This is a genomic window from Pseudomonas frederiksbergensis, from assembly GCF_001874645.1.
Lineage (GTDB): Bacteria > Pseudomonadota > Gammaproteobacteria > Pseudomonadales > Pseudomonadaceae > Aquipseudomonas > Aquipseudomonas frederiksbergensis_B.
The window spans coordinates 5,585,559-5,606,674 of the sequence record NZ_CP017886.1; the positions used below are offsets into that span (position 1 = coordinate 5,585,559).

At 58.6% G+C, this 21,116-nt stretch carries 14 protein-coding genes; 12 read left to right on the plus strand and 2 right to left on the minus strand.

Translation table 11 applies throughout. The features are described from left to right. The first annotated feature begins 18 nt into the window (after positions 1-18). The 7 genes from BLL42_RS26695 to BLL42_RS26725 all read left to right on the plus strand — a co-directional run bounded on the left by BLL42_RS26695 (position 19) and on the right by BLL42_RS26725 (position 9,788). Positions 19-1,809, plus strand: a complete 1,791-nt coding sequence (locus BLL42_RS26695) for an ABC transporter ATP-binding protein (RefSeq protein ID WP_071555553.1) — start codon at positions 19-21, stop codon at positions 1,807-1,809. Then, on the plus strand, positions 1,803-3,572 hold the full coding sequence (locus tag BLL42_RS26700; protein ID WP_071555554.1) for an ABC transporter ATP-binding protein: 1,770 nt from the start codon (positions 1,803-1,805) through the stop codon (positions 3,570-3,572). Before BLL42_RS26695 ends, BLL42_RS26700 begins: the two co-directional genes overlap by 7 nt. Next, on the plus strand, positions 3,569-4,513 hold the full coding sequence (locus BLL42_RS26705) for an ABC transporter permease (RefSeq protein WP_071555555.1): 945 nt from the start codon (positions 3,569-3,571) through the stop codon (positions 4,511-4,513). The genes BLL42_RS26700 and BLL42_RS26705 overlap by 4 nt, the downstream gene beginning before the upstream one ends. Next, positions 4,510-5,460 (plus strand): iron chelate uptake ABC transporter family permease subunit, encoded by a 951-nt coding sequence (locus BLL42_RS26710; protein ID WP_071555556.1) that lies wholly within the window; start codon positions 4,510-4,512, stop codon positions 5,458-5,460. The genes BLL42_RS26705 and BLL42_RS26710 overlap by 4 nt, the downstream gene beginning before the upstream one ends. Then, the gene (locus tag BLL42_RS26715) at positions 5,457-6,239 is read left to right on the plus strand and encodes an iron ABC transporter ATP-binding protein (protein ID WP_071555557.1); all 783 of its coding nucleotides are present in this window, start codon (positions 5,457-5,459) and stop codon (positions 6,237-6,239) included. The genes BLL42_RS26710 and BLL42_RS26715 overlap by 4 nt, the downstream gene beginning before the upstream one ends. Next, positions 6,236-7,219: a siderophore ABC transporter substrate-binding protein gene (locus BLL42_RS26720; protein ID WP_071555558.1), complete on the plus strand. Its 984-nt coding sequence runs from the start codon at positions 6,236-6,238 to the stop codon at positions 7,217-7,219. Before BLL42_RS26715 ends, BLL42_RS26720 begins: the two co-directional genes overlap by 4 nt. A 529-nt stretch (positions 7,220-7,748) precedes the next feature. Further along, positions 7,749-9,788, plus strand: a complete 2,040-nt coding sequence (locus BLL42_RS26725; RefSeq protein WP_330220779.1) for a TonB-dependent receptor — start codon at positions 7,749-7,751, stop codon at positions 9,786-9,788. Positions 9,789-9,960: 172 nt separating this feature from the next. On the opposite strand, the gene BLL42_RS26730 is transcribed toward BLL42_RS26725, so the two are convergent. Next, positions 9,961-10,875: a LysR family transcriptional regulator gene (locus tag BLL42_RS26730; protein ID WP_071555560.1), complete on the minus strand. Its 915-nt coding sequence runs from the start codon at positions 10,873-10,875 to the stop codon at positions 9,961-9,963. Positions 10,876-11,142: 267 nt separating this feature from the next. Between BLL42_RS26730 and BLL42_RS26735 the strand changes: the two genes are divergently transcribed. The 4 genes from BLL42_RS26735 to pgm all read left to right on the plus strand — a co-directional run bounded on the left by BLL42_RS26735 (position 11,143) and on the right by pgm (position 17,467). Beyond that, positions 11,143-12,165: a zinc-dependent alcohol dehydrogenase family protein gene (locus BLL42_RS26735; protein WP_071555561.1), complete on the plus strand. Its 1,023-nt coding sequence runs from the start codon at positions 11,143-11,145 to the stop codon at positions 12,163-12,165. 598 nt (positions 12,166-12,763) lie between these two features. After that, positions 12,764-14,239, plus strand: a complete 1,476-nt coding sequence (locus BLL42_RS26740) for a hypothetical protein (RefSeq protein ID WP_071555562.1) — start codon at positions 12,764-12,766, stop codon at positions 14,237-14,239. A 55-nt stretch (positions 14,240-14,294) separates the two neighbouring features. Beyond that, on the plus strand, positions 14,295-15,695 hold the full coding sequence (locus BLL42_RS26745; protein WP_071555865.1) for an aminotransferase-like domain-containing protein: 1,401 nt from the start codon (positions 14,295-14,297) through the stop codon (positions 15,693-15,695). A 125-nt stretch (positions 15,696-15,820) separates the two neighbouring features. After that, entirely contained in the window at positions 15,821-17,467 is a 1,647-nt protein-coding gene (pgm, locus tag BLL42_RS26750) for a phosphoglucomutase (alpha-D-glucose-1,6-bisphosphate-dependent) (protein WP_071555563.1), read from the plus strand. A gap of 184 nt (positions 17,468-17,651) precedes the next feature. On the opposite strand, the gene BLL42_RS26755 is transcribed toward pgm, so the two are convergent. Then, on the minus strand, positions 17,652-18,347 hold the full coding sequence (locus BLL42_RS26755; protein ID WP_071555564.1) for a pirin family protein: 696 nt from the start codon (positions 18,345-18,347) through the stop codon (positions 17,652-17,654). Between the two features lie 276 nt (positions 18,348-18,623). On the opposite strand from BLL42_RS26755, the gene BLL42_RS26760 reads away from it, so the two are divergent. Beyond that, positions 18,624-21,098: a UvrD-helicase domain-containing protein gene (locus BLL42_RS26760; RefSeq protein ID WP_071555565.1), complete on the plus strand. Its 2,475-nt coding sequence runs from the start codon at positions 18,624-18,626 to the stop codon at positions 21,096-21,098. Positions 21,099-21,116 lie beyond the last annotated feature (18 nt).

Genomic DNA, 21,116 nt, shown 5'->3' on the forward strand with positions numbered 1-21,116 from the left:
GGTTATTCAGGAGAGCTCATGAGTGTTAAAGACAAACCCGCCGCCGGCCCGGTATCCCGGATACTGAGACCCGTACGCGGCCGGTTGATTGTCGCCGCGGTACTGGCCGCCATCGGGACCATGCTGACGATGGTGCCACTGGCTGGCATCGCCCATATCGCACAGTTCTCGATGGGGCAGGCCGAGGTCGCTACCGGGTGGGTCCAGATGCAGAATCAGGTCTGGCGGGTTGTCAGCGTCAGCCTGGTGTGCCTGTTCCTCGGCATGACGTTGATTTCGGTGGGCGAGATGGTCGCGCACCTGGCCGACAATCACATCACCGGCCATTTGCGTTTGGCGATTACTCGTCGACTGGCCAAGGTGCCGCTGGGTTGGTTTACCAGTCGGGCTTCGGGTGAAGTCAAACAGGCAATGCAGGATGACATCGGTACGCTGCACAGCCTGACTGCGCATTTCTTTACCACGCTGGGCCGTACCATGGGAGCGATCCTCATCGCCATCCTGTACCTGTTTGCCATGGACTGGCGCATGGCGATTGTCTCCCTGCTGCCATTCCCGCTGTTTTTCCTGTTTTTCTCCAGGGCGACCAAGGCCAGTGGGGCGAACATGCAATCGTTCGGCGCCGGTATGGCGCGTATCAACAACGCAGTGGTTGAGTTCGTCAACGGCATTCCCGTGGTCAAGGCCTTCGGTGTCGAGGGCAAGGCCCATGGCAGCTACCGTGGGGCGGTGGATGCTTTCGCCGAGGCGTTCACCGACTTCACACGGCCGCTGGTCAGTGCGATGGCCAACGCCCATGCAATGATTACCCCGGTTGCGGTACTCGGGGTGGTGCTGGCCTTTGGCACGTTGTTGGTGAGCCTGGGCTGGATCACGCCGGTAGAGGTCTTGCCCTTCGCCTTGGTGGCGCCGGGCATCTGTGCGCCACTGCTGCTGTTGAGCTATATCACCCACGACCTGAACAATGCGACCGCCGCTGCCCAGCGTGTGCATACACTGCTGGAAACGCCGGTACTGGAAACCCTGGCGGGCGAATCACAGCAGTTGCCCGAAAATGCCGAAATTCGCGTCGAACAACTCGGCTATAGCTACGACGGCCAGAACCCGGTGCTCAAGAACATTGGCTTCACCCTCAAGCCCGGCACCGTGACGGCGATTGTCGGTGCTTCCGGCTCCGGCAAGTCGACATTGGCGCGCCTGTTGCTGCGCTTCTTCGATCCGACTGAAGGACGCATTACTCTGGGCGGCGTCGACATCAGGCAGATCGAGAGCGCGCAGTTGTACCGGCGCATCGGTTTTGTGTTGCAGGAAGTGCGTCTTATCCATGCCAGCCTGCGCGACAACATTGCCTTGGGCAGGCCATCGGCCAGCCAGCAGGAAATCGAAGACGCGGCGCGCACCGCGAATATTCACCAGCGCATCCTCGCCTTGCCGCGGGGTTATGACTCGGTGATCGGTGAGGATGTGCAGCTCTCCGGCGGCGAGTTACAGCGCGTGAGTATCGCCCGCGCCGTGTTGCTGGACCCGCCGGTGCTGGTGCTTGATGAAGCCACGGCGGCAGCCGATGCCGAGAACGAGGTGAAGCTCCAGCAAGCGCTATCGCGATTCGCCCAAGGCCGCACCTTGATGGTGATCGCTCACCGGCTCGATACGGTGATGCACGCCGACCAGATCATTCTGATCGACAACGGTACGATTTGTGAGCAGGGACGTCACCACGAGCTGCTCGCCCGCAAAGGCCGCTACGCCCGACTGTGGGCACTGGGCGGCTACGAACAGGCCAAGGAACAGGCGGTGTCGTCATGCTGAGAACCTTTATTCAACTGTTGGGTGAAGATGCCCCGGTGCTGCGGCGCTATCTCTACATGACTCTGGTCTACGGCCTGCTCTGCGGGCTGACGATTGTCACCTTGGTGCCGATACTCACCAGCCTGCTGGGCAATGAAACGCGCGCAGCGGGGCAATGGTTGATCGCGCTGGTGATCGGCGTGGTGATTTGCTGGGCGCTACGACGCACAGTGGAGAAAGCCGGTATCCGTGTAGGCATCGCCGTTCTCCAGCGGGGCCGCCATCGGCTCGGCGACCATGTGGCGCGTTTGCCGGTGGGTTGGTTCACCGCACAAAACACCGCACGGCTAAGCCATGTCGCGTCCCAGGGCATGATGGAAATGGCTCAGCTTCCCGCCCACGTTTTCACGCCGCTGATGACAGGCGTGGTCACACCCGTAGTGATCCTGATTGCACTGTTCGCCTTGCACTGGCAGATGGGTCTGATCGCGCTGGTGACGCTGCCGATCCTGTTGGGTGTCTTTGTGTTCACCGCTCGCTTGGGGCAGCGTGCAGACCAAGACTTCCAGCACAACGCTGCCCACACCAGCCAGCGCATGGTCGAGTTCGCCCAGGCGCAATCGGTGCTGCGGGCGTTTAATGGCGAGGACGGTGGTACTCAGTTTCTCGAACAGGCCATCGGGCGCCAGCAGCACTCCGCGAGACGGTTGATTCACGTCTCGGCGATGTCGGTGGTGTTCAATGCCTGGGCTGTACAGGCGAGCTTCGCAGCCTTGCTGGTGGCCGCCACGCTATGGCTGGGTGAGTTGTTGGGCGCAAGCCTGGAGGCGGGAACGGTCATCGCGGTCATAGTTTCACTGCTACTGGTCAGCCGCTTTATCGATCCGTTGCTGGAAGTGGCTGGCTATAGCGAGGTGCTGCGTGGCGCGCGTGGCCAGTTGGGAGCCGTGCGTGAGATCTTTGCGGTCAAGCCGCTGCCTGAACCGCAGACGCCACAGGCACCCGTCGATGGGGCCGTCGAACTGCGCAACGTGAGCTTTCGTTATGCCGAGGACCAGGCTGATGTATTACAGGATGTCAGCCTGCGTATCGAGCCGGGCAGCATGACCGCTCTGGTCGGTGCTTCCGGCTCGGGCAAGACCACGCTGGTGAGGCTGATCGCGCGTTTCTTCGACGTGACTCAAGGCTGTGTGATCGTGGGCGGTGTGGATGTGCGCCAGATGTCCGGCGAGCAACTGGCCGGCCAGATCAGTCAGATCTTCCAGGATGCTTACCTGTTCCAGGGCAGCATCGCCGATAACATCCGCATCGGCAAACCCGATGCCAGTGATACCCAGGTGATGGAAGCGGCAAGACAAGCCGGCGTCGTGGAGATCATCGAACGACTGCCTCAAGGCCTGGATACACCCGTGGGCGAGGGCGGCGCCCGACTGTCCGGCGGCGAGCGTCAGCGGATTTCCATCGCCCGTGCGCTGATCAAGGATGCACCGATTCTGTTGGTCGATGAGGCCACTGCTGCGCTCGATGCCGAGAACCAGGCCGCTATTGCTGAGGCACTGGCACGCTTGCGTGGTACGCGTACGCTGATCGTCATCGCGCACCAGCTCTCGACGGTGGCCATGGCCGACCAGATTCTGGTGCTCGATAATGGCCAGATCAGTGAGCAAGGTTCCCACGCGCAATTAAGTGCCAAGCCAGGGCTCTACGCGCACTTTCTCGCCCAGCGCCGGGCTGCAAAGGGCTGGCGCATTGCCGGGGCGTTTGGCAGTGAGGACGATTCTTGAGTCGTGCAGCCTTACTGATCCTGTTTGTTGTGCTCTGTTGCCTTTCGCTGATGGTGGGAGTCAAACAGGTCTCCTGGACAGCACTTTTCACATTTTCCGATGATGCCTGGCTGACACTGACCGCCAGCCGCCTTCCGCGTCTCGCGGCCCTGATACTCACCGGGGTAGGGCTGGCCGTCTGCGGCGTGATCCTGCAGCAGATTGTGCGTAACCGGTTCGTCGAGCCCGCCACGTCCGGTGGACTGGATGCTGCAAAGCTGGGCATTCTGATTTCACTGACGGTAGCCCCCGCCGCGGGTGCTGCCGGCAGGATGCTGTTTGCCCTGGCGTTCTGTTTTGCTGCGGGCCTGATCTATGTCGCGATCATCCGTCGTATCAAGTTCAAGAACACGGTGATGGTTCCGGTCATAGGTCTGATGTATGGCAGCGTATTGAGTGCCGTCGCCGAGTTCTACGCCTACCGCCACAACATCTTGCAGAGCATGCAGGGTTGGATGCTCGGTGACTTCTCCAAAATCGTGCAGGGCAATTACGAGATCATCTATCTGATCCTGCCGATCGTCGTGCTCACCTACCTTTATGCGCACCGGTTTACCGTACTGGGAATGGGTGAGGGCATGGCCAGCAGCCTGGGCTTGAACTACGCCGCCAATGCGGCGCTAGGTCTGATGCTCGTGGCGGTCACCGTTTCCGCCACGGTCATCACCGTGGGGGCGATCCCCTTTGTCGGGCTGGTGATTCCCAACCTGGTGGCGCTGCACTACGGCGAAAACCTGGAGCGAACATTGCCCATCGTCGCCTTGTGTGGCGCGTCGTTGTTATTGGCCTGCGATATCCTCGGCCGCCTGCTGATCTACCCCTTCGAAGTGCCTATCGGCCTCACCGCCGGCAGTGTGGGCGGCCTATTATTTCTCGTGCTGCTGATCAGGAAGTACACATGAGGCGCGTGGCTAACCGTTATGGTCTCTGGCTGCTGGTTCTGGCGCTGGCGATTGCGTTCCTGTTGTTGGGGTCTGGCTTCGACTTCGACTACGTCATTCCCAAGCGACTCACCCGTTTGGCGGCGATGTGCATTGCCGGGGTGTGCATTGCCTATTCGTCGGTGATTTTCCAGACCATCGCCGGCAACCGAATACTGACGCCGGCGATCATGGGGTATGAGGCGATCTATCTGCTGTTCCAGGCACTGCTGATTCTGGTGCTGGGCACCCAGAGCCTGGTGTTGCTGGGGCGTGACGGTAACGTCCTGTTGTCGGTCCTGCTGATGCTCGGCTATTCATGGCTTATTCACCGTTGGCTGTTCCGTGACGGGAGCAACAACGTGTACCTGCTGCTCCTGTTGGGACTGGTACTGAGCATGGTGATGGGGACGTTTACCCAATTTATCCAGTTGAAGATCAGCCCCGGAGAATTCTCGATTTTCCAAGGGTTCAACTACGCCTCCTTCAACAAGGCGCAACCTGGGCAAGTGATCTATTCGGGCGTGCTGGTCGCGGCGGTGTGCTGCATCGCCCAACGAACCCTGCCGGTGCTTGATGTGCTTTCCCTGGGACGTGACCAAGCCATTTCCCTGGGGGTCGATTACCCGCGCAGCGTGCGACTTCAACTGGCACTTATTGCAATTCTGGTGGCGATCTCGACGAGCCTCGTCGGGCCGACGGCATTCATGGGCGTGTTCGTTGCGAACATCTCCTATGCGCTTGCCCGAACCGCTCGGCACCGGGTCACGTTGCCCATGAGTTGCGCCATCGCCATTGGCATTTTCATTGTCGCCCAATACCTGGTCGAGCAGCTATTCAACTACAACACCTCCGTCAGCATTCTCATCAACCTGGTGTGTGGTGTGTATTTCCTCGCGCTGATGATTCGAACCCGAGGCACCCCATGATCTCCCTCAATCACGTTTACAAGGCCTACGGCACCAAGCATGTCCTTAGTGACGTCAGCGTCCAGTTTCCACCGGGGCAGGTCACGTCGCTGATCGGCCCAAACGGGGCGGGCAAGACCACGTTGCTGATGTTGATCGCACGCCTGCTGGCGCCGACCCGGGGCGACGTTCTGATTGGCGGGCGCAGCATTTTGGATGTGCCCGTTCGCGACTATGCCAAGCGCGTGGCCACCTTGCGCCAGTCCCCGGATTTCAACCTGCGCCTGACCGTCGAGGAACTGGTCGCCTTCGGGCGCTTCCCCTACAGTCGTGGAGCGCTTACCGCCCAGGATCGCGAGGCTATCGATGAGGCCATCGAGTTCTTGTCTTTGCAGTCCCTGCGCCTCTCCTACATTGACGAGCTCAGCGGCGGACAACGGCAGATGGTGTTCCTGGCGATGACCATTGCCCAGCAAACGGATTACCTGTTGCTGGACGAGCCGCTCAACAACCTCGACATGAAGCATGGCGTACACATCATGCGTGCCCTGCGTCGCTTGTGTGATGAGCAAGGCCGCACAGTGATCCTGGTGGTCCATGACATCAACTTCGCGGCCAACTATTCCGATCATATCGTTGCCATGAAAGGCGGGGGAATTCACTGCCACGGCCCGGTCGCGGAGGTGGTTACCGAGGCGCACCTGCGCGAACTTTTTGATCTGGATTTCGAAATCCTGCAGAGCGAACAAGGGTTTGTCTGCAACTACTTCAACCCATCACCTTCAAGGGAACTGATATGAGCACTGATCACGCGAAAAAATTCTGTGGAGTGCTACTGGCAATGGCCGTAGCGGCCGGGCTGCAGGGATGTGACAAGCCGGCGGCAGAGGCCACGCCGCCAGTGAGTGCGCAGGCGCACTACGAGCCGGTCAAGATCGAGCATCCTCTGGGCACAACCGTGGTGACCAAACTACCCGAGCGCGTAGTGGCTTTCGATATGAGCGAGCTCGATACACTCGATCAGTTGGGGGCACCGGTGGTGGGTATCGCCAAGGACTACGTCACCAGCTTTCTCACCCAATACCGTGACGACTCGAATGTGATGGATGTAGGGTCGACTGTTCAGCCCAATCTCGAACGGTTGCATGCGCTCAAGCCCGACCTGATTCTGATCTCTCCGCTCCAGGCACAAAGCTATAAGGAACTCAGCCAGATCGCCCCGACCGTCTACGACGACGTGGACCTGACCAACAAGCAAGGCAATCTCATCGGCACAGCCAAGGAGCATTTGACCCTCATGGGACGCATCCTCGGCAAAGAGGAACTGGCCCGCCAGAAAGTCGCGGAAATGGAAGCCAAGGTGGAACAGACCCGCCGTGTCACCGAAGGACGTCCAGAGAAAGCGTTGATCGTGCTGCATAACAACGGCGCCTTCACCTCCTACGGCGTGAAGTCGCGCTACGGCTTTATCTTCGACACCTTGGGCGTGAAACCGGCCAGCACTGACATCGAAGCCGGTTTGCATGGGCAGCCGATTTCCAATGAGTTTATCCAGCAGGCCGATCCCGACATTCTCTATGTAATCGACCGTACCGCGGTGATGGAGCATCGTCCGGCACTGGACATCAAGAGCCTGGATAACCCGCTGCTGCGCAAGACCAAGGCCTGGAACAACGGCCGTGTAATCTTTGTCGATGCTCAGACCTGGTATCTGTGTACCGCTAGCGTGACCTGTCTCAATCGAATGGCTGACGAGGTGGTTCAGGGCTACAAGGGCTGATTCGCGACGTGTATCTGCAGCACAAAGGGCTGGTCCTGTTCAGGCGCCGGCCCTTTTTGTGGAGGGTGCAGTGCGAATAGTGCGCGGCGAACATTTCTTCAGGCGGCTTGCCACCTGCCTTTGGTGCTGGCCTGCGGCCGATGCGGACGCCCCCACTCCCCACGGATCCAGCCCCTTGGAATGTCCTCAGCGCAGTGGATGTAAATATTTATCATTTAGATTGAGGATTTGGCGTTCTGGTACGGAAACCTAATGAATGCACTTCAATTCTTCGCATCGAAAGGAATCCAGCATGTCGGAACACGGCTGCCCACATAGCGCCAACCCTGATTCATTACAGGCTACGCTACGCGCTGTTTCGTTTACCTTGAATCGCACTTTCTCTGCCGTACAGATGGCCCTGTTGCTAGGGCTGACCGGGGGGTCGATGGCTGTAGCCGCTGCGCCTGCTCCTGAGCCGTCAACGCAGTCTCCGACGGGCACTGGCGAAGGCAGCCTTGTCCTGTCTGAAACGACGGTGGAGGGCACAATGGGCGCACCTGCCGACCTGCCGCCCGCGTATGCGGGCGGCCAGGTTGCCACTGGCAGTCGAGTCGGGCTGCTGGGCACCAAGGACTTTATGGAGACGCCCTTCAGCGCCATCAGCTACACCGATGACTTCGTGCGCAACCACCAGGCGAAGGACATCGGTTCGGTCATCGGTGCAACCGATCCATCGGTGAACGTCCCCTCCAAACGGGCCATCATCGAAACCTTCTTCATTCGTGGCTTCAATACCAGCGCCAACGACATCACCTACAACGGCCTGATCGGTATGGCGCCGAACCTGCGCGGCTCGACCGAGCTGGCCGAGCGCATCGAAGTGCTCAAGGGCCCGTCTGCTCTGCTGAACGGCATGCCGCCAGATGGCAGCGTCGCAGGCAGCATCAATATGGTGCCCAAGCGCGCAAGCGACGAACCCCTGACGCGCCTGACGACATCTTTTGAATCCAATGGTTTATACGGTGCGCATGCCGACGTGGGTCGGCGCTTTGGCGAGCAGAATCAGTTTGGTATCCGCTACAACGGGGTCTACCGCGACGGCGACACCGCCGTGGACGATCAGAAACAAAACATGCAGCTCAATGCGCTGGGCCTGGACTGGCGTACCGAGCGCGTGCGCCTGTCGCTGGACGCCTATAAGCAGCGTGAGCGCCTGGATGGCTCCAATTATTTCGGTATTGCCTCGATCAACCCTAATGTCAACAAAGTACCCAGCCCGAAGAAAGGCGATTACGCCCTGGCACCTGACTGGGCGTACACCATCAACGACACTGAAACCTTCCTGCTCAGGGGCGAGGCTGATTTGAATGACTCGCTCACGGCCTTTGCGGCCTATGGTCAGAGGGACGGTGGCCGTAATGCCCTGATGACGCGTGACACGCTGGTCAACAACGCCGGTGATATCAACGTCCTGGCTTATCGCTCGGATGGGCAGGGCACCCAGAAATCGGGCGAGGCCGGCCTGAAGGGCAACTTCAACACCGGTCCCGTAGGCCACCAATGGTCGCTGGCGGCCACTCAGTACAAGTCGGAGATGAGCTACAAGGATCTTCAGAAAGCCAACTACGTGACCACCAACTACGACAACCTTGACTTCGGCCCAACGCCGCCCTTGGACACATTCGGTGCTGTCACCTCTCGGACCGAAGCCAAGCTGGGCAGTGTTGCTTTTCTCGATACCCTTTCGTTCCTTGACGATCGTATCCAATGGACTGTGGGGTTGCGGCGGCAAACTGTGGAAAGCTCATCCCTGACTCCTGCTCGGGTCAAGACTTCTCACTACAACGAGAGCCGTGTTTCGCCGGCTACCGCGTTGCTGGTCAAGGTGACCGACGATGTATCGGTCTACGCGAACTACATCGAAGGTCTGTCTAAGGGGGATACGGCTCCGATGACGGCAGCCAACTCGGGCCAGATCTTGAGCCCGTACCAGACAAAGCAATATGAGGTCGGTGCCAAGCTTGACCTGGGTTCGTTCGCCACTACGTTGGCTGTGTTTCAGATTGAAAAGCCCAGCGCCTTTACCGACCCAATCACCAACACTTTTGGCCTAAACGGCGAGCAGCGCAACCGTGGCGTGGAATGGAGCTTCTTCGGTGAGGCCCAACCAGATCTGCGTTTGATGGGTGGTGTTTCCTATACACAGGCAGTGTTGAGCAAGGCGCTGGTGAAGGCCAACGAAGGCAATCAGGTGACTGGCGTTCCGAAAATCATCGCCAAGCTTGGGGTCGAGTACGATCTGGAGAGGGTCCCTGGGCTGACCCTGACCGCGGGCACGAACCACGTAGGCAGCCGCTATGTTACGGACGACCATCGGATGGAGTTGCCGTCTTACACCGTTTTCGATGTGGGCGGTCGGTACACCACCAAGGTCATGTCCAAACCTGTGACCTTACGGGCTAACGTGGAGAACATCGCCAACCGGGCATACTGGATCGGTTCCTACAGCGGCGGCGACGGCAGTGGCCTGTCCGGCGGCCTGGGCACTCCACGTACCCTTCAGCTGTCAGCATCGGTTGATTTCTGACCGTCGGCCAGCCAAGAGGCAGGGGAGAGTTCTACGACTTTCTCCGGTCTTGGCGGTACGACACGGCACGCTGGAACTCTCGCTGGATTTAACGATAAAGCCTCGATTCATCGGGGCTTTATCGTGTCTGTGGGTGAGAAATCAGACGGCGTAATCGCTGATCTCTGTGCCGTCAAAGACTCTCAGGGTCGCCGAAAAACATCTGAATCCGCGAACGCAGCCAGCGCTCACCCGGATCGTTGTCCTGCGAGCCGCGCCAGGCCATGTGCAACTCGAAGGTACGCATCGGCAGCGGCGGGTCTTCGGCGCGTACGCCACCGGCGGCGGTCAGTGCATCGGCGGTGTAGTCTGGCACGGTGGCGAGAATATCGGTGCCGGCCAACAGCGTACCCAAACCATTGAACTGCGGAACCGCGAGCACCACGTGACGCTTGCGCCCGAGTTTCTCCAGTTCTTCATCGATGAAGCCGCTGAGGTCGCCGGCGAAGGACACCAGAGCATGGGGGCGAGCGCAGAAATCGTCCAGGCTCAAGGCGCCGGGTACCGAATCGGCGCGTAGCAGTTTCGGCATGCTGCGTCGTAGGACTTTACGTTTGGCGTTGGCCGGCAGATCCGTGGTGTAGCTGACGCCAATCGAGATTTCACCCGAAGCCAACAGTCCCGGCATTAACAGGTAATTGACGCGTCGCACCACCAGCACAATGCCTGGGGCCTCGGCACGCAGGCGCTTCAACAGCAGCGGCAGCAGCGCAAACTCGACATCGTCCGAGAGGCCGATGCGAAACACCGCGGTGCTGGTGGCCGGGTCGAATTCAGCGGCGCGACTGACTGCGGTAGAAATCGAATCCAGAGCCGGAGAGAGCAGGGCGAAGATTTCCACCGCCCGGGCCGAAGGTTCCATGCTGCGGCCGGTACGCACAAACAGCGGGTCGTCGAACAGGCTGCGCAGGCGAGATAACGCTGCACTGATGGCCGGCTGGCCGAGAAACAGCTTCTCTGCCGCGCGGGTCACGCTGCGTTCATGCATGAGGGTTTCGAACACGATCAACAGGTTCAGGTCGACACGACGCAGGTCATTACGATTCATCTGGAGTCCTGGCAGAGTCAGCAAACTTGACGAGAGCGGCCATTTGAGAACAATGGCCGGCATGAATCTTACGGGGAAAGGCTGTTACTCTGCACCGAGTAATTCATTTTTCCCACAATGCTGGTTCGGTTTTCTACGTTGATTGGCGTATTGCCGGAGCTGCGGAATCAATGACAGGCATGTCGACTATTAATAGCCACTGATGGTCTTGGCCAGAAAGCCCAGATAGAGTTCAGGGCATTAGAGGTTACTTTGACGAGGTTTGCGATGTCCCGCACGATCCGTTTTCACAAGTTTGGTCCTGCCGAGGTGCTCAAATGCGAAGAGCATGCGCCCGCTCTGCCAGCGCCGGGCGAAGTGCAGGTGCGTGTCGAAGCAATCGGCATCAGTTGGTATGACATCCTCTGGCGTCAGAACCTGGCGTCTTCCCATGCCCGGTTACCGTCGGGCCTTGGTCATGAAATGGCCGGCGTGGTCACGGCCATCGGCGAAGGTGTCGATGATCTGGCCGTAGGTGACAAGGTCGCCAGCTTCCCGGCAGAAAGCCCCAATGACTATCCCGTCTACGGCGAGCAAATCGTTCTGCCGCGTTCGGCGCTGACGCGCTATCCGGATGTGCTCAGCCCGATCGAAGCCGCCGTGCATTACACGCCGCTGTTGGTTGCCTACTTTGCTTACGCCGATCTGGCACGGGTCAAGCCCGGCCAGTTTGCATTGGTAACCGATGCGAGCCACTGTGCCGGCCCGTCCTTCGTGCAACTGGGCAAGGCCTTGGGTGTGCGGGTCATTGCCGCGACCAAATCGGCTGAAGAGCGCGAGTACCTGTTATCCCTCGGTGCCGAGAAGGTGATCGTCACTGAAGAGCAGGATCTGCTCATGCAGATCAACAAGCTCACCGACAACCGCGGGGTCGATGTGGTCTTCGATGGCCTCGGCGGCCCACAGATGTCGATGCTCGGTGACGTGCTGGCGCCTCGTGGCAGCCTGGTGCTGTATGGCCTGCAAGGCGGCAACCAGACTCCGTTCCCGGCGTGTGCAGCGTTCCAGAAAAACATTCAGTTCTTCGTGCACTGCATCGGCAACTTCACGGGCAAACCGGAACTTGGCATCGTTCAGGATCAGGTCGCGCTGCAACGGGCCTTGCGCGATATCAACCAGTTGACGGCTGACCGCGTTCTGCTGCCACTCAAGACCCGGGTCTTCCCGTTTACCGAGTTTGTCCAGGCGCACCGTTACATGGATGAGTGCCCGTGTCGCGAACGTGTGGCGCTTCAAGTCGAACCGGCATGACGCTTGCGCAAGAGTCCGTGATTACGGGCTCTTGCGTTTTTGTTGGACGTGCAAACCTCTTATCCCTCTTCGTCATCTGCTGGTTCAGCAACTGAACTGGTTTTTGCTCCTGATCTGTATCTTCTAATCAGCATGTAAGCCCTGATAATTGAATGATTAATTTCATCTCAAGGAATGAGTCATGGCTGGGCCTATTTTTTTAACGGGCACGGGTTTGGGTGCTATGCATACGGACCATTGCTCACCTGCACCTCATGTTAAAACACGGCAAGTAAGCGGTTCGCTTGTTAATCACAGAAGTATTGCCCTGTTCTGGTTTCTTTATTTTCCGTGCTCATTGTCTGTGGGACGTTGTCGGAATAGTCCTAGGCCGTCCGCTCGGGCCGTCGGAGCTCTTTGTCTCGGGGGTTGTAGGCGATTGACCCACTCGTGAATGTTATTTCTATAACAATCGTTTCAAATGGTTACCACAATCAAAGTGTTAGCATTTGACAGCAGATACTCACGATAAGCCGTAATCAGCCATCACCGATCGCAGGTCGTACACGCAAATGTTTGTTTGTTCGATGCCGACTTTTTGAATATCAGGTAAATGACGATGAGCACCACTCATGATCAAGCAATGAACTATGTCTATCAGCAAGTTTTGCAGCGGTTGCTGAGTTTCTTTTCTCGTGCGGAACGTACTGCATTGCAGCTTTTGATCCAGCGACTGGTGGTGGCGGCCGGGGGCGTGGAGAGAGTCGGTACTTACAAGGTGCTGATGACGCACTCGGGAACGCGCAACAGTTGCTACACACTGGCATTCCTGCGTGCTGCGCAGTTGAGTATCGCGGGCAGAGCGCCAGCGACCTTCCAGCTGCGTGTTGCCACGCTACGTCTGGGCGGGACGACGCCGACGATCATGGAGAACATTCATAGAAGCTACGGTGCCCTGTTTGTCTACGACGATCCTCGGGTCGAGGTGGTGATGGTCGATAACCGCGAGGTGTTGCCCTTCAGTCATTTGACACCCATGTCTGAGGCTGGCCGCGATTTGAATCGCACCAACATGCTGATGCTCGGCCACCTGCGAGGGACTGACGGGGTATTTGAAGCGTGTGACGACTGCTACCTGGCGACAGGCGAGTTCTACTCGCAGATAGCTCGATGGGAGGGGGGTGTCGATGCGTTGATCAGCGGTAAAACAGTGCGTCAGCAGAAGCAGTTTCTGGCTGGCCTGATGCGCGAGGCGCAAAAGGCCTGCCTGTCGACGATCACTCATCCGGCCTTCAGTTTCGAAGGATTGTTTTCAATGCTCGATCCGTTGGGCGGCGATTGTTATCGCGAACTTTATGCGGGCCATGAAACGGTCGAGTGGCGGCCGCGCGAGAGTTTTGAGACGCGACGCGGCGCAGACTACATCGATATCCAGGACCTGGTGACCGGCAACATGGAAGAGCGCTGGCCATTGCTGACCGACTTTCTCGGGCTGCAACCGGATGAAATTGACGCGCACCTGCGCGAAAACGACTACGCCAGTCCTTTGCTCTCGGCCCATTTGCGGGGCTTGCAGGCCTGCTTCGTGAAAGGCCAGGCCTACGAAAGCGGATTCAGCGAGTACATACAACGGGCGTTGTTGATGATGCGCAAACGACGTCTGCCCGAGCGGTTGTGTGATCAGGTGCTGGAGGTTTACGGTAATCCGCACGCAATGGCTGAGCTTCGGACCCTGGCGTCGGCCGAGGCTCAGCAAGCACTGGGGCTCAATGAAGCACAGCAGCTGTGCCTGCTTTTCACCCCCTTTGTCGATGCAGGTGCCGGGCTTGAGCGTTTTTTGCGCCGCTGCCATCCCGGCATGTTGGTGGCGATGCCCGAACTGCACAAAGCGATGCAGGGCAATGCCGCCCCCGAGCAAGTCATGCAATGGATGATCGACGTCAGCGGTTTGTCTGTCAGCCTGATCTGCAAGCTCTACGGCATGCGCTCGGTGCCCGTAATCGGACTTGAAGCGGGTGATCCAGGTTTGAGTGCTGAAGACGAGGGAGCGTTCGTGGAGGGTGATGCGCTGGGTGAACGGTCAGCGAGACGTTGAAGGAGCCTGGTTTGACCGATTCAAACATCAGCTGTACAGCGATTGGCTGCCGTCCATGAAAGGGCAAAGAGAGACCGATTTTGCCTACCAGGCCGTGTACCGATACTTGACCAGCCTGATCAATGAAATGGCAGCTGAAACACCGATCAAACTGCCTTCGCTAAGGCAGTTGGCAGACCGGTTGAACGTGTCGATTTCAACCATCCAGTACGCCTATTCGCTGCTGGAGAAAGAAGGGCGGGTGTATTCGGTGGCAAAGTCCGGCTACTACGCGTTGCCGGTTTCCTTGAACACTTCGTTCACCAGCGGCAACGACCTGCTTGAAACGGTCTATGTCAGCGCGAGGCGCCCGGGGATGCTGGTCTTGAGCATCGACGAGCCCGCGTTGCTGCAATCGCTGGACAGTCCGTTATTACTGCTGGAGCGGGAATTGGTGCGCCAGTATCCGCGCCAACCACAGCTTCACTCGCAGCCGTGTGGCGAGCTGGAATTACGCACTGCGCTGGCCGCACGCTACACCACGTCACCGGCCCGCTGCTGGCACGCCGATGATGTTTACATCGGTGCCGACTGGCGGGGTGTGCTGGAAATACTGATCGCGGTACTCGAACTCAAGGACGCGACCGTGCTGGTCGAATCGCCCTGTGACTGGGCCATTCTGCGTCTGTTCCAGACCGCCGGTGTACGGGTGATCGAGCTACCGATCGACAGCGACGGCTGCCTTGACCTTGAGTTGCTTGGGCATTTGCTCAAGACCGAGGCGGTTCGTCTGGTAGTGCTGTCGTCAGGCGTGAGCATGCCGCGTGGTAGCCTGATGCCGTCAGACAACCGGCAGTCCACCGCCGAGTTGTTGGAGCAACACGGCAGTTGGGTGCTGGAGAACGATGTGTACGGCGAACTCGCTCATGAGCCGAATGAAAGTCGTTTTCGCGATGTGCTCGATCCTGATCGCCTGATCGTGTTCTCCACCTTCGAAAAGCTCATGGGGCCTGAGGCGCCTTACGGGTATCTGCTTTCACGGCATTTGAGCGTGGAGTTGCAACGACATTTTTTGCTGCGCTCGTTTCGCCTGTCGCCGATTCGTCAGAAAGCCATCGCACGGTTGTACAGCAGTGGTCGTGTCGATCAGCACTTGCTGGTACTGCGCAGACTGTTGAAAGAGCGCAAAACCCGAATGACCCAAGTGCTTCTGGAGCGTCTGAGCGACTCGCTGGAGTTTGTCGAGCCGGCGGGCGGGGCAACCATTTGGGCGCGCTCCTTACGGCCGGTCGATATGCGGCGGGTCTTCCAGCGTATGCTCAAGCAACAGGTGGTGATTGCGCCGGGCGAACTGTTCAGCCTGCAGGGGCTGCACTCGCAGAACGTCAGGCTCAGCCACACATTCAGTGGGCAGCATGACCTGGAGGCTGCGTTGATGATGCTGGCGGATGCGTTGAGGCTTGAACTCATCGATTGATCGGGCGTCAATATAGCCTGCTGATGTCTGGATAGATTTTGTCTGGATAGATATCGTCGCTCTCTGGTCAAACTGCCAGTAAACTGCGCTCCAATTCCTGAACCACTCTTTTTCAGAGGTTTTGCATGACACTCAGTCCTTTTGCGGGCAAACCGGCACCAACAGAGTTGTTGGTCGACATCCCGCGACTGGTAACGGCCTATTACACCGGCCAGCCCGATGCTTCCGTTTCGACCCAGCGCGTTGCGTTCGGTACTTCGGGCCACCGTGGCAGCTCGTTCGAGCTGAGTTTCAACGAATGGCACGTTCTGGCCATCAGCCAGGCCATCTGCCTGTATCGCGAAGCCCAGGGCATCGACGGTCCGTTGTTTGTCGGTATCGACACCCACGCGCTATCGACGCCGGCCGGCGCCAGTGCGCTGGAAGTCCTGGCCGCCAATGGCGTGACCGTGATGATTGCTGAAGGCGACGAGTACACGCCGACGCCGGCTATTTCCCATGCGATTCTTTGCTACAACCGCGGCCGCACGTCGGGGCTGGCGGACGGCATCGTCATCACGCCGTCCCATAACCCACCGCAAAGCGGCGGTTACAAGTACAACCCTACCAACGGTGGCCCGGCCGATACCCACATCACCAAGTGGATCGAGGCCAAGGCCAACGAGTTGCTGGCCAACAAGCTCGCCGGCGTCAAACGCATCAGCTATGAGCAGGCACTCAAGGCCAGCACCACCCATCGCCATGATTACCTCAATACCTACGTCGCCGATCTGGTCAACGTGATCGACTTCGACGCCATCCGCGGCGCCAACCTGCGCCTGGGCGTGGATCCGCTGGGCGGAGCAGGGGTGCGCTACTGGTCGGCCATTGCCGAGCATTACCGTCTGAACCTTGACGTGGTGAACACCCAGGTCGATCCAACGTTCCGATTCATGTCCGTCGACTGGGACGGGCAGATTCGCATGGATCCATCGTCGAGCTATGCCATGCAAGGCCTGATCGGTCTGAAAGAGCGTTTCGACGTGGCGTTTGCCTGCGACCCGGACCACGACCGTCACGGCATCGTTACCCCGTCCGGTGGCTTGCTGGCACCGAACAACTATCTGGCCGTGTCCATCGACTATCTGTTCCAGAACCGCCCGCAATGGCGCGCCGATGCGGCGGTGGGTAAAACCGTGGTCAGCAGTGGCTTGATTGACCGCGTTGCCAAGCGTTTGAATCGTCGTCTGTTTGAGGTGCCAGTCGGTTTCAAATGGTTTGCCGATGGCCTGTTCGACGGCTCGCTGGGTTTTGGCGGCGAAGAAAGTGCGGGTGCGTCATTCCTGCGTAAGGATGGCGGCGTCTGGAGCACCGACAAGGACGGCCTGATTCCAGCCTTGCTGGCGGCTGAAATGACCGCTCGCACAGGGCGTGATCCAAGCCAGGCTTATCGCGCACTGACCGATGAGCTGGGTGAGCCGTTCTCGGTACGCGTCGACGCCAAGGCCAACCCTGAACAAAAAGCCTTGCTCGGCAAGTTGTCACCGGACCAGGTCAAGTCGACACAACTGGCTGGCGAAGCGATCCAGAGCATTCTCAGTAAGGCGCCGGGTAACGACCAGGCGATCGGCGGCCTGAAAGTCATGACCGAAAATGGCTGGTTCGCAGCCCGTCCTTCGGGCACCGAGGATATCTACAAGATCTACGCCGAAAGCTTCATTGGCAACGATCACCTCAAGCAGTTGGTGCAAGAGGCGCAAACGCTGGTGGATGGCGCAATCAGCGCGAAATAAGGGCGTAACGCCAACCTGCCTGGACCTTGTAGGAGCTGCCGCAGGCTGCGATCTGTTGATCTTGATCGTCATGATCGCAGCCTGCGGCAGCTCCTACGGGGTGTGGCGTGCGCCAGTAGCCGGTGGCAAACAAAAAGGGGTGACCAAAACGGTCACCCCTTTTTTGCATCTGGCTTTCAGCACATCAAGCCAGGTCCACCAGGACGATTTCGCTGTCCTCGATGGCGGTCACCCGCAGCACTTGCTCCTCGGCAACTGCTACACCGTCTCGAGCTTGTGCACGCAAGCCATTGACTTCAATGACTCCAGTGGCAGGCACCAGGTACGCTCGGCGACCGTTATCGAGTCGATACTCGGCGGTTTCGCCGGCCTTCAGGTTTGCCGCGACCAACCGCGCATCGGCGCGGATCCGCAGGCTTTGGTCGTCGCCGGCCTTGCCGCTGGCCAAGGTCACGAAACCTTCGCGCTGACCTTTGGGAAACGGTTTGGCGCCCCAGGACGGTGCCAGCCCGGTTTCATTCGGGATGATCCATATCTGGAAAATCTTCGTCGCCGTCGACTCCAGGTTGTACTCGCTGTGAGCAATCCCGGTGCCGGCGCTCATGACCTGTACATCACCGGCCTCGGTGCGGCCCTTGTTACCCAGGTTGTCTTCATGGCTGATGGCACCTTCGCGAACGTAGGTGATGATTTCCATGTCCCGATGCGGGTGTTTCGGGAATCCGGTACCCGGCGCAATCACATCGTCGTTCCACACTCGCAGGTTGCCCCAGTTCATGCGTTTTGGGTCATGGTACTCGGCGAACGAAAAGTGATGATGGGCATCCAGCCAGCCATGATGGGCGCCGCCCAGGGAGTTGAAGGGTCTGAGTTCAAGCATGATCGTCTCCTGAAAAGGTTCGTCATGGGGCGGAACGCTTGAGCCGCAAAACGAGAACCGGTGGTTGATGGCGAGCATCATCTATCAGTTAATAATCGATAAAAAGCGTAAAAACTGCGTAAAAATGATCAGTTTATTAGATGTTAATTGAAGTCTATATTCTGCGTTTCAGCATTCACTTCATCGCTTAAACCAATGATGGATAAGCATTTGACTAGAACTCGCCGGCAAATGAAGACACCATAGCCTGCAACAGCCTCACACCCTGGAGTCAGCGTGCCGCGTCACATTCCCGATCTTCCTTCCGAGCTTTTGCCCCTGGCCGAAATGCCGCTGCTCAAGCGCCTGGCCGCGCGTTTTTTTGGTCACGGCCTCAATCGCTTGCGCGCTCAACACCGGGCGTCCTGGCTGCACGGCCAGGCCGACGGTTTTCGCAGCGGTCATAGCGCGGGCGTGGACTACGGCTACCAGGAAGGCAGGCTTGAAGGAATAGAAGAAGGCCGCCAGGTGCTGCTGATTCGCGACAGCCGATCCACCGAGCATCCGGCGCCGCGTATTGATGAAAACCTGTTCGACGACTGGCGGCTGCCCCTGAGTGCCGACATCAAGAAACGCATGAAGACCGATGTCGCCCGTTTGTTGCCGGAGTCGGCGCAGCCTGGTGCCGCACAGTGGAAGATGATCTTCAGTGACACACCCTCGACTTCGGTGATCGCCGGGGCGGGTGCCGGAAAGTCGACAACCCTGGTGCTGCGCATTTTGCTGCTGACCCATTATCTGGGGTTTGAGCTCGATTCGTTGACTGTGGTGACGTTCACTCGAGAATCGCGCAAGGACTTCATCAACAAGCTGACAGGACTGTTTGCCGTGTGGGGGCACACGCTTTCTCAGAAAGACGCCCGCGACCTGGTGCGAACCTTCCACTCACGCATTCTGCCGATGGTCCGCAGCCTGCCGGGATTCGAACGGCTGCAAGCCTTCGAAAACCTCAATGCACGTTCGCTGCTCGATGATGCAGAGGTCGACAGCAACCCGTTCGATCTGCGGATCAACGACACCCAGCGCCAGCAACTCAATGCCTGTTTTCACCGGCTGTTTACTCAAAGCGAGCGCTTTCGTGAACTGATCACGCCGTTGTCCCGTCATGCCTTGCAGCTCAAGGAGCTGGAGCGCGATCACCCGGATGTGCAAAAGCGCATGGCGGTGACCGAGTTGGCGGCCAAGCGCGATGAAGAACTCTGCGATGCCGTCGAGGATCTGTGGATTCGCGCGGGCGCCTGGCCGATCAAGGGCATTGAGCCCAGCCGCCAGGCATTCGAGATCAACGGTTCGACCTTCCACTGTCACGGTTACATCCCGACGCTCGACGCCTGGGTGGTTCTAGGCTTCGACCCTCGTGAAAACCCGCAAGTCAGCCGTCCGAACGCCAAGCTGACGGTTCGCGCCGAATGGGCAGTCAAACGCACCCTGTTTCAAGCTTTCTGCCGTAAGCCTTTGATTTGGCTAGACAGTTATGAGTCTGCAAAGCGCGTTTTGGCCACGCTGGCAGGGGATGCCAGCGCCGGGCCGGGGTTCGATTACAAGGTTAAGGGCGAACTGGCTTCCGCGCCGTTGCTTGATTGTTTTGTCGCGGCGGCGAGCTTTATCGAAAACCTCGGGCTGGATGTTCCTGCCGCCGTGGGTCAGATGAGTTTCGCCAAGGACGATCCGGATCGCTTCTTCTTTCAGGCCCTGAGTCTGTACTGGCGAGCCCTGGAGGATCACCTGCTGGATCAGTCGCCGCCGGTGATGACCTACAACCGGATGTTCGCCTTGTTCAGCGAACATTCTCCGGAAAACCTTAAACTCCTGAGTGATGAGTTGCTGCGGCCGATGTCGCACTTGATGATCGACGAATTTCAAGACGTTTCCCCGCAAATTGTCTCCTGGATTCGTGCGACCCTGATGGAAATCCGCAGCCGTGGTCCGGCCATGCACGTCGGTCGCGGTGCGCAACGCTCGTCGCTGCTGTGCGTCGGCGATGACTGGCAGTCGATCTATGGCTGGCGCGGCAGTTCGCCGAAGTACTTCATGGAATTCAACAAGGAATTTGCGTCGCCCAGTACCACGCGGGTAATGCTCAGCGAAAACTACCGCAGCCATCAGCACATCATCGACGCTGCCGAGCATATCGTGCGCGCAGCACCGGCGATTCCCGGCAAAAAAGCCAAGGCCAGTGGCGAGCCCGGAGAGTTGTTGCCGGTCAACGTCCATGATCGGGATGATGCGGCCATGGCCAAGCGCCTGGCGGAGCACTACCGAAACGGTGATTCAATCTTGATGCTGTATCGAAAAGGTAGCGATAAGTCATTGATTGAAGAGCATATATCTTCTGTAGTTAATGCTGATTCGAGTTTGCCTTTCGAGGCCAGACGGCTCAAACAGCTGACCTATCACAGTGCCAAGGGGCTTCAGGCTGACGCGGTATTCCTGCTCGGCGATTGCCAGCACCTGACCCGTTCACCGTACAAGAATCAGGTCTATCGCATGGCCGGATTGGGCAAGGACGGCGACGCGGAGCCTTATGACAGTGCGCAGAAAGACGAGATTCTGCGGTTGGCTTACGTTGGTATCACCCGGGCAGTGAAGCATTGCTATTGGTACGTCGATGGCCAGGACAATCAATCGGTCAATATGCCCAAGGCATCCGACAGGATCGCGCAGGGCAAGCCCTTCTTCGCCGATCGTCGCGCTGGCAAGCTGTCAGTCTGAACAGGATGCTGCAGGAGT

What these genes read in the sequence shown, in the direction of transcription:
- BLL42_RS26695 (WP_071555553.1), top strand. Translation starts at nt 19, where the DNA reads ATGAGTGTTAAAGACAAACCCGCCGCCGGCCCGGTATCCCGGATACTG.
- BLL42_RS26700 (WP_071555554.1), top strand. Translation starts at nt 1,803, where the DNA reads ATGCTGAGAACCTTTATTCAACTGTTGGGTGAAGATGCCCCGGTGCTG.
- BLL42_RS26710 (WP_071555556.1), top strand. Translation starts at nt 4,510, where the DNA reads ATGAGGCGCGTGGCTAACCGTTATGGTCTCTGGCTGCTGGTTCTGGCG.
- BLL42_RS26715 (WP_071555557.1), top strand. Translation starts at nt 5,457, where the DNA reads ATGATCTCCCTCAATCACGTTTACAAGGCCTACGGCACCAAGCATGTC.
- BLL42_RS26720 (WP_071555558.1), top strand. Translation starts at nt 6,236, where the DNA reads ATGAGCACTGATCACGCGAAAAAATTCTGTGGAGTGCTACTGGCAATG.
- BLL42_RS26725 (WP_330220779.1), top strand. Translation starts at nt 7,749, where the DNA reads ATGGGCGCACCTGCCGACCTGCCGCCCGCGTATGCGGGCGGCCAGGTT.
- BLL42_RS26730 (WP_071555560.1), bottom strand. Translation starts at nt 10,875, where the DNA reads ATGAATCGTAATGACCTGCGTCGTGTCGACCTGAACCTGTTGATCGTG.
- BLL42_RS26735 (WP_071555561.1), top strand. Translation starts at nt 11,143, where the DNA reads ATGTCCCGCACGATCCGTTTTCACAAGTTTGGTCCTGCCGAGGTGCTC.
- BLL42_RS26740 (WP_071555562.1), top strand. Translation starts at nt 12,764, where the DNA reads ATGAGCACCACTCATGATCAAGCAATGAACTATGTCTATCAGCAAGTT.
- BLL42_RS26745 (WP_071555865.1), top strand. Translation starts at nt 14,295, where the DNA reads ATGAAAGGGCAAAGAGAGACCGATTTTGCCTACCAGGCCGTGTACCGA.
- pgm (WP_071555563.1), top strand. Translation starts at nt 15,821, where the DNA reads ATGACACTCAGTCCTTTTGCGGGCAAACCGGCACCAACAGAGTTGTTG.
- BLL42_RS26755 (WP_071555564.1), bottom strand. Translation starts at nt 18,347, where the DNA reads ATGCTTGAACTCAGACCCTTCAACTCCCTGGGCGGCGCCCATCATGGC.